The organism is Corynebacterium sp. UMB10321, assembly GCF_030228725.1.
In the GTDB taxonomy this organism is placed as follows: Bacteria; Actinomycetota; Actinomycetes; order Mycobacteriales; family Mycobacteriaceae; genus Corynebacterium; species Corynebacterium pseudogenitalium.
Window position 1 is genome coordinate 314,509 of record NZ_JASOZC010000002.1, and the last position, 6,142, is coordinate 320,650.

Sequence of the window (6,142 nt, forward strand, 5' to 3'; positions counted from 1 at the left end):
GAGGCGCGCCGTATATTGGTTGGCAAGATTCAGCGTTTGCAGCGAAGTGTACACTGAACTAGTACTTTCGTTTGATGTATGTTTTTATAGCGACGGTTGGTCGCCTTGGCATCCAACGTGTTTCCGTGAATCTCAGAAGGAGAGTTTAAATGGCGAAGCTTGACTACGAAAAGCTGAACGCAACCCAGCGCTACCTGCAGTACGCGGTATTTCGTGCGATCCCAGGTGCACTTGGTACCGAGCGCGACGAAGTTATCGCAGAAGCGGAAAAGTTCTTTGAGCAGCTCAAAGAGGAAGGGAAAGTTGTCGTACGTGGTATCTATGACAACACTGGTATTCGGGCTGACGCGGACTTCATGATCTGGTGGCATGCGGAGGAATTCGAGTACATCCAGGATGCACTCGCGCGATTCCGCCGTGACACCGCGTTCGGTCAGCTGTTGGAGGTTTCGTGGCTCGGTAATGGAATTCACCGCCCTGCGGAGTTCAACAAGTCGCATCTTCCGAGCTTCATCATGGGGGAGGATCCGAAGGACTGGATTACGGTGTACCCATTCGTTCGTTCATACGACTGGTACGTAATGGAGCCTGAGAAGCGTCGCAAGATCCTAATGGAGCATGGCATGGCAGCACGCGACTATGCAGACGTTCGTGCCAACACCGTCGAGGCCTTTGTCCTTGGCGACTATGAGTGGATGCTTTCGTTCGAGGCGGACACGCTGGAGCGTATTGAGTCACTTATGAAGACGATGCGCTACACAGAAGCGCGCCTTCACGTCCGAGAAGAAATCCCGTTCCAGACCGGTCGCCGCGTCGCAAGCATTGCTGACGTCATAAAGGTTCTGCCGTAGCTGGCATTGCGAAATCAAAAACTCCCTCAGCGCATCTCGGCGCTGGGGGAGTTCTTTAATCGTCTTTTCTTGGGGCATCAAACTTCAGAGAAATTGAATTGATGCAGTATCTCTGATCGGTTGGTGTGTTGAAACCCTCACCCTCGAATACATGCCCCAGGTGGGAATGGCATTGAGCGCAAAGCACCTCAGTTCTTACCATCCCGAGAGAGTAATCGGCTCGCTTGATGACGGCGGCTTCGCTATCAGGAGCGTAGAACGCTGGCCACCCGCAGTGGGCGTCGAACTTCGTTGTAGAGCGGAACAACTCTGCGCCGCATGCACGGCACACGTAGATGCCTTCTTCGAAATGGTCGGTGTACTCACCAACTCCAGGTGCTTCGGTGCCGGCTTGCCGAAGTACACGGAATTCCTCAGGGGCGAGGTGAGCTTTCCACTCTGCTTCCGTCATCTGCTGAAAACGATTCTCTGTCATGAGGGTCTCTTTCGCCTTTCTTTGTTGTGAACACTGTTGTGAGTACCCAGGTGGCCGTCGATACGATGAACACAGCCCAACCCAATGTGGGGAGGAATGTAGTAATCCAGTTCCCGATGAGAGGGTTTCGAAGTGTCGTCCATTGTAACGGTGCAAGGCAGAAAAATAGTCCGATCCAGGGGCCGCTGGTGTGCATTGGGCTTCGTGCTGAAAGTACAGTGAAAGCCGCCGGGAAGAGCATCATCGAGTAGTAAGCCTGGCCGAGGGACGAGAGCAAACATACACCCGCGAGTAACACCGTGGAGCTAAACGTGAGCCATAGGAGCTCGTCTGACCAGCGCCAGCGGGCAAGCCCTAGGACCGCTATAGCGACAGTGATGCCGAAAAAGACGAATAGTGCGTCGTAGAACTGCGCTGGAAGTCCAAAGTAAGTCGTGAAGCCGGCAAGCGATGAATTGGCATAGTCGCGGGTGATCTTTAGATAGGGGACGACGACATCGATGTAATCGCGGGCGCCCGGTGTCATTGGCCATGCGACAACGTTGAAGAGCACGGGAACTAGGACACTCGGTACGACGCAACGCCAGCGGAGTTGCATGAGTGGCAACACCACCAAGGGGGCAAACATCGGCTTGACCAGTATGGCGAGGCCTAGGCAGACGCCAGCCAACACAAAGCGCCTGTGAGTATAGCTATAGAGGAATACGGTAAAGAGGAGCAGCAATACACCATTGATGTTCGAAAAGACGAGTGTGTTCACAACTGACTCGGTGCAGAAACTGAGCACGATGCTGATAGGTAGCAGCGGGTGGCTCAGCGGTTTTCCACTGAGCTTCGTGAGGATTCCAAGTGCCGCAAGAATGGCGGCGGTGTTTACTAAAACAAAGAGTGGACGGATCAGCGAGGCGTCGTCAAACAGGCCCAAAGGTGAGAGCAGTAGCGTAGCTCCAGGATTGTAAAGATAGTGCGGATCGACGTGGTGATACACCTCGTTGTAGACGGGGACGCGCTCGACAAAGCGACGGGTGGCAGCCCACACGGTGGTGAAGTCGTCGGTCTGGGAGCCGTGCCTTGCAAGAACGGCAACTCGGTGGATGATGAGCAGAAGTGCCAGTGGCCAGGCAGCTGCGTTAGCGGCGGTTTGTAGCGTGCGCGTTGCCGCTGTGGTGTGCGAGCCATTCTGTGGGGCAGGAGCGGTCCAGATGTTGTTCAGGCGCTGCGCCCAGGCGGGGGGAGTGTCTTGTGCGTACGTCACTTGCATAACAGTACCGAATGCAGTTACCCCTCGTGGGAAGCAGCAGTGCCCCACAGACGGTAGCGCACGAACATCGTCGAGTCCTCGCTCACCCGCACGTCTTCGAGCTCGAGCGGGGTGGCATAGTCTCCACCTCCGCCGAAGAGGGGCTTTTCTACCTTGCCTTGCAACGTAGGGTCGATGGTCAGGTGCAAAATGTCACCGAGCCCAGCAGTCAGGAGCATGTCGTAGAGTCCAGGTCCGCCCTCGCAAACGATGCGGTTAAAGCCCTGGGCGTGCAGGGCATCGATAATTGAGCGTGCAGTGCCATCGCCAGTGGACAGAATGCGGCCGCCCGCGTGCAGGAGTGCTTCTCGACGCTCGGCGAGCTCCGGATCGTCGACGTGGTGCTCCGGAGCGAGGAAAAGCGGAGGCACCTCCGTGTCGTAAAACAACTGTGTGTCCACGTCAAACTCGAAGCTTTCGGTGATGATCGCAAGCGGTGGGACCTCCGCCTGCCCGCGGGACCGACGTTCGGCCTTGTCCTCGTCGGTGCACTTGACTCCGAAGTAGTTTTCCGCCCGCGCGGTGCCTCCACCGACTAAGACAGCGTCGGACCACACACGCAGCAGGTTGAGCAGCGCGGCATCGATGGCGTTGCCAAGGGAGCGGGAGGTGCCATCGAGAGAGGCCGCGCCGGAAAGTGTCATGACCGCAAGCAGACGCAGTTCCGGGACTGAAGCGGGCAGCACAGTGCCCAGCAATTCAGCTGGTTCGAAAGTGCGGCTCGCGTCTATCATGGCGTCAAGCGTACACATCTGACTGCCAGGATTTTAAAAGGAGACAGCACGTGCTCGATCGTTTTCCGCTCGTGGAAGAGGCGCAGCGGGTATGGATAGGTGGCGAGAACCCTGACCGGCTCTTCGCAGCGCTCTTTGACCCAGACGTGGCAGATGCCGATTGGAAACAGCAGGTCTGCGTACTTGCAGACGCGGTGTTCGGTGAGACCGTCTACCGTGAAATCGATGCGTTTGAAGCGATGTTCAACGCCGTGACCGACGCAACATGGAAGGCACGTGAGCGCTGCCTCGGTGAGCACAACGAGGAATGGCTTCGGCTGTTGCCGGAATGGGCAAGGCAGTCTCGCACTGCAGAGTTCGCGCTCATCCTTATCGAGCTGCAACTCCATCGCTTCAACTTCGACCACGATGGCATCCGGCGCGTACTCGATATGGCGAACGATGCGCCCCTGCGCTTCCACAACCTGTCGGTGACCGTCAACCTCAACCAGGTTTTTCTCACCTTCGCCAGGCTGCTCTCGGGTCGTAGGATTGACCCGCAGCACGTCTTCGACGCCGTGGGAGCCCCACCCAGCGACGGGAACGAGCATGCCGTTTCTCAGCTGGAACAAGTGCCACTGAAGCTCAAACATCTCATGCTCCACGGGTTGTGGCTCTACCCAGACACCGAGTATGGGGAGCAAATACTCGCCTTCTCTGAGGCAATCTTGCGCTATCACTCGCCAAACGACTACATCGCGCACTACCGGCGTGCCGAGGGATACCGCCGCATGGCAGCCATCGAAGCAGCACCACGCTCCGACGTGTTCTCGGGACACACGGTTCGTTCCCGGGACGACTTTTACGCCGAGGCACTTCACTCTGTGCAGATGGCCATTAAGAACCTACCCGCGGATGCCACAGCGCTGCACGGGGAGTTCGTCTCCTACCGGATGATGATTGCCACCGAACGGCAGGTACAAAACTCCATTCAAGGACGTGTAGATGCAGAGCTTGCGCACGTCGGCGCCGAAGTAGAGCGGATGTCGGAGAGGATTGAAGCAGAGTCACGCAACAGTCTCTTACGGAGCATAGAGATTCTGTCTGTCTTCCTCGCTGTCATTGGGGTGCTGTCTTTCAACATCTCGCTCGCAGGGCTAGAACAGATTGGCACCTTTGAACGCTTCGGCCTGATCCTTACCGCCGGGGTCATCCTGGGCGCATTCTCCTGGATGGTGCACGTGGCGGTCTACCGCCATACGCACGCCGAACCGGTGGTGATGAAAACGCGACGGAAACAAATACGAGAGCTGCAGCAGCGAATTGCAGCGCTTGAGGAAAGGACGAAAATTGGCTGTGACGGATAAAGGCTGCGAATACGTCGCCGACGAGCGCAGCATCGAGCTAGGTACATACGAGATCACCGAATATGCGCCAGCTAAACGCGCTGTCGTCGACTACCTGCGTGCACGCCTCACAGCGGTGCTCGGGCGCTGGCCGGGGCGCCCCACTCTCATGCTCTCCGGCGGCGTCGACTCGATCCTCATCGCCGCGGTGCTCGCCCAACTGCGTACCGACGTCCTCGCGGTGACGTTCAGTCAAGACTCCTCGCAACAGGCAGCGGAGGAGACCAAGGTGGCGAGTGAGGTGGCCCGCGCACTCGGCTTCGAGCATCACGTCGTCGCCCCACGCGGGGAAGCGCTGGAGACGCTGCTCAAGGAAACCATCGAGCGCCTCGACACCGTGGAACCTTGGGAAGTGCTCTCTGGGGCCATTTTGGTAGCCATCGACACGTGCAGGCAGGAGTATCATGCCGACGGCGCACTCATCACAGGGGCAGGTGCGGACGCACTGTTTCTCGGCGGAAAAACCATCGATACAGCAGCCGACAATTACCTCCAACTGTGGGATGACCAGGTACGCCGAGGGATCAAGGCAAACTTCACCAGGCAACGTTTCATCCCGGACTTCTACGAGCGCCTCATCGCAGACCCCGAGCGCCACATTCAGGTTTGGCAGACACACGAGGCAGTCGACCTCGCACTGCGCATCCACCCACGAGTCATCCGTGGGGCCGACATCGCACAAGACAAGGCGCTCTTCCGCCGCATCGCTGCAGACATGGGAATCAGTCCGGAACTCGTGCAGACCACGAAAAACCCGATGCAAGTCTCATCAGGAGGCGTAGACGCCATCGTCACGCTCGTACGGGAACAGCTGACGCGCCGGGCGGGGGAGAAGACGTACTCCGACCCGATGAGGGAACCGTTGGAGTTTACGGTGGCTCGCATGTTCCTCGAACAGCTGAAAACCCAGGCGCGCGGTGAGTAGGAGGGCCCACGTCCCTAGATATATGTGGGTCAGGGCACGCTGAAACCGCAGCGTCCAACCGATATGAGAAAAACACACGCCCTCGGGAATCCCGAGGGCGTGAGCCTATGTGGAGCGGATGACGAGACTCGAACTCGCGACCCTCACCTTGGCAAGGTGATGCGCTACCAACTGCGCTACATCCGCATGCACATTTTGAAAAGAGCTGTGCGGCTCTGTGCGCGATACTGGGATCGAACCAGTGACCCCTACCGTGTCGAGGTAGTGCTCTACCGCTGAGCTAATCGCGCGAGGTTGGAGGTGGATACGGGAATCGAACCCGTGTACACGGTTTTGCAGACCGTTGCCTAACCACTCGACCAATCCACCGTGAGTACCTCCGAAGTACTGAAAGTACTTGGAGCGGATGACGAGACTCGAACTCGCGACCCTCACCTTGGCAAGGTGATGCGCTACCAACTGCGCTACATCC

The 6,142-nt window shown here is 57.7% G+C and carries 6 protein-coding genes and 3 tRNA genes; 3 read left to right on the forward strand and 6 right to left on the reverse strand.

Annotation, left to right across the window (positions count from 1 at the left end; translation table 11 throughout):
• Positions 1-149: 149 nt before the first annotated feature.
• Positions 150-851 (forward strand): hydrogen peroxide-dependent heme synthase, encoded by a 702-nt coding sequence (hemQ, locus tag QP752_RS04440; protein WP_070362360.1) that lies wholly within the window; start codon positions 150-152, stop codon positions 849-851.
• Between the two features lie 55 nt (positions 852-906).
• Here the strand turns inward: hemQ and msrB are convergent, their stop codons facing one another.
• Genes msrB through QP752_RS04455 form a run of 3 tightly spaced genes read right to left on the reverse strand, consistent with a single transcriptional unit; the run spans position 907 to position 3,360 of the window.
• The gene (gene msrB, locus QP752_RS04445; protein WP_070976779.1) at positions 907-1,326 is read right to left on the reverse strand and encodes a peptide-methionine (R)-S-oxide reductase MsrB; all 420 of its coding nucleotides are present in this window, start codon (positions 1,324-1,326) and stop codon (positions 907-909) included.
• Positions 1,265-2,581: a glycosyltransferase family 87 protein gene (locus QP752_RS04450; protein WP_284804627.1), complete on the reverse strand. Its 1,317-nt coding sequence runs from the start codon at positions 2,579-2,581 to the stop codon at positions 1,265-1,267. The genes msrB and QP752_RS04450 overlap by 62 nt, the downstream gene beginning before the upstream one ends.
• Before the next feature lie 23 nt (positions 2,582-2,604).
• Positions 2,605-3,360, reverse strand: coding sequence for a pyrimidine reductase family protein (locus QP752_RS04455; protein ID WP_070479004.1), 756 nt, complete (start codon positions 3,358-3,360; stop codon positions 2,605-2,607).
• Between the two features lie 50 nt (positions 3,361-3,410).
• Here QP752_RS04455 and QP752_RS04460 point away from each other — a divergent pair, with 50 nt between their 5' ends.
• A complete protein-coding gene (locus QP752_RS04460) occupies positions 3,411-4,706 on the forward strand; it encodes a hypothetical protein (RefSeq protein WP_070478961.1) in 1,296 nt (431 codons plus the stop codon).
• Positions 4,696-5,670, forward strand: coding sequence for an asparagine synthase C-terminal domain-containing protein (locus QP752_RS04465; RefSeq protein WP_284804630.1), 975 nt, complete (start codon positions 4,696-4,698; stop codon positions 5,668-5,670). Before QP752_RS04460 ends, QP752_RS04465 begins: the two co-directional genes overlap by 11 nt.
• Positions 5,671-5,780: 110 nt before the next feature.
• Here QP752_RS04465 and QP752_RS04470 read toward each other — a convergent pair.
• The 3 genes from QP752_RS04470 to QP752_RS04480 all read right to left on the reverse strand — a co-directional run bounded on the left by QP752_RS04470 (position 5,781) and on the right by QP752_RS04480 (position 6,039).
• Positions 5,781-5,856 (reverse strand) — tRNA-Gly (locus QP752_RS04470).
• 32 nt (positions 5,857-5,888) lie between these two features.
• Positions 5,889-5,960, reverse strand: a tRNA-Val gene (locus QP752_RS04475).
• A gap of 5 nt (positions 5,961-5,965) precedes the next feature.
• Positions 5,966-6,039: transfer RNA gene (locus tag QP752_RS04480), tRNA-Cys, on the reverse strand.
• Between the last annotated feature and the right edge of the window lie 103 nt (positions 6,040-6,142).

Bases quoted from the DNA above. Each gene is read 5' to 3' on its own strand.
- QP752_RS04455 (WP_070479004.1), bottom strand. From the start codon at position 3,360: ATGATAGACGCGAGCCGCACTTTCGAACCAGCTGAATTGCTGGGCACT.
- msrB (WP_070976779.1), bottom strand. From the start codon at position 1,326: ATGACAGAGAATCGTTTTCAGCAGATGACGGAAGCAGAGTGGAAAGCT.
- hemQ (WP_070362360.1), top strand. From the start codon at position 150: ATGGCGAAGCTTGACTACGAAAAGCTGAACGCAACCCAGCGCTACCTG.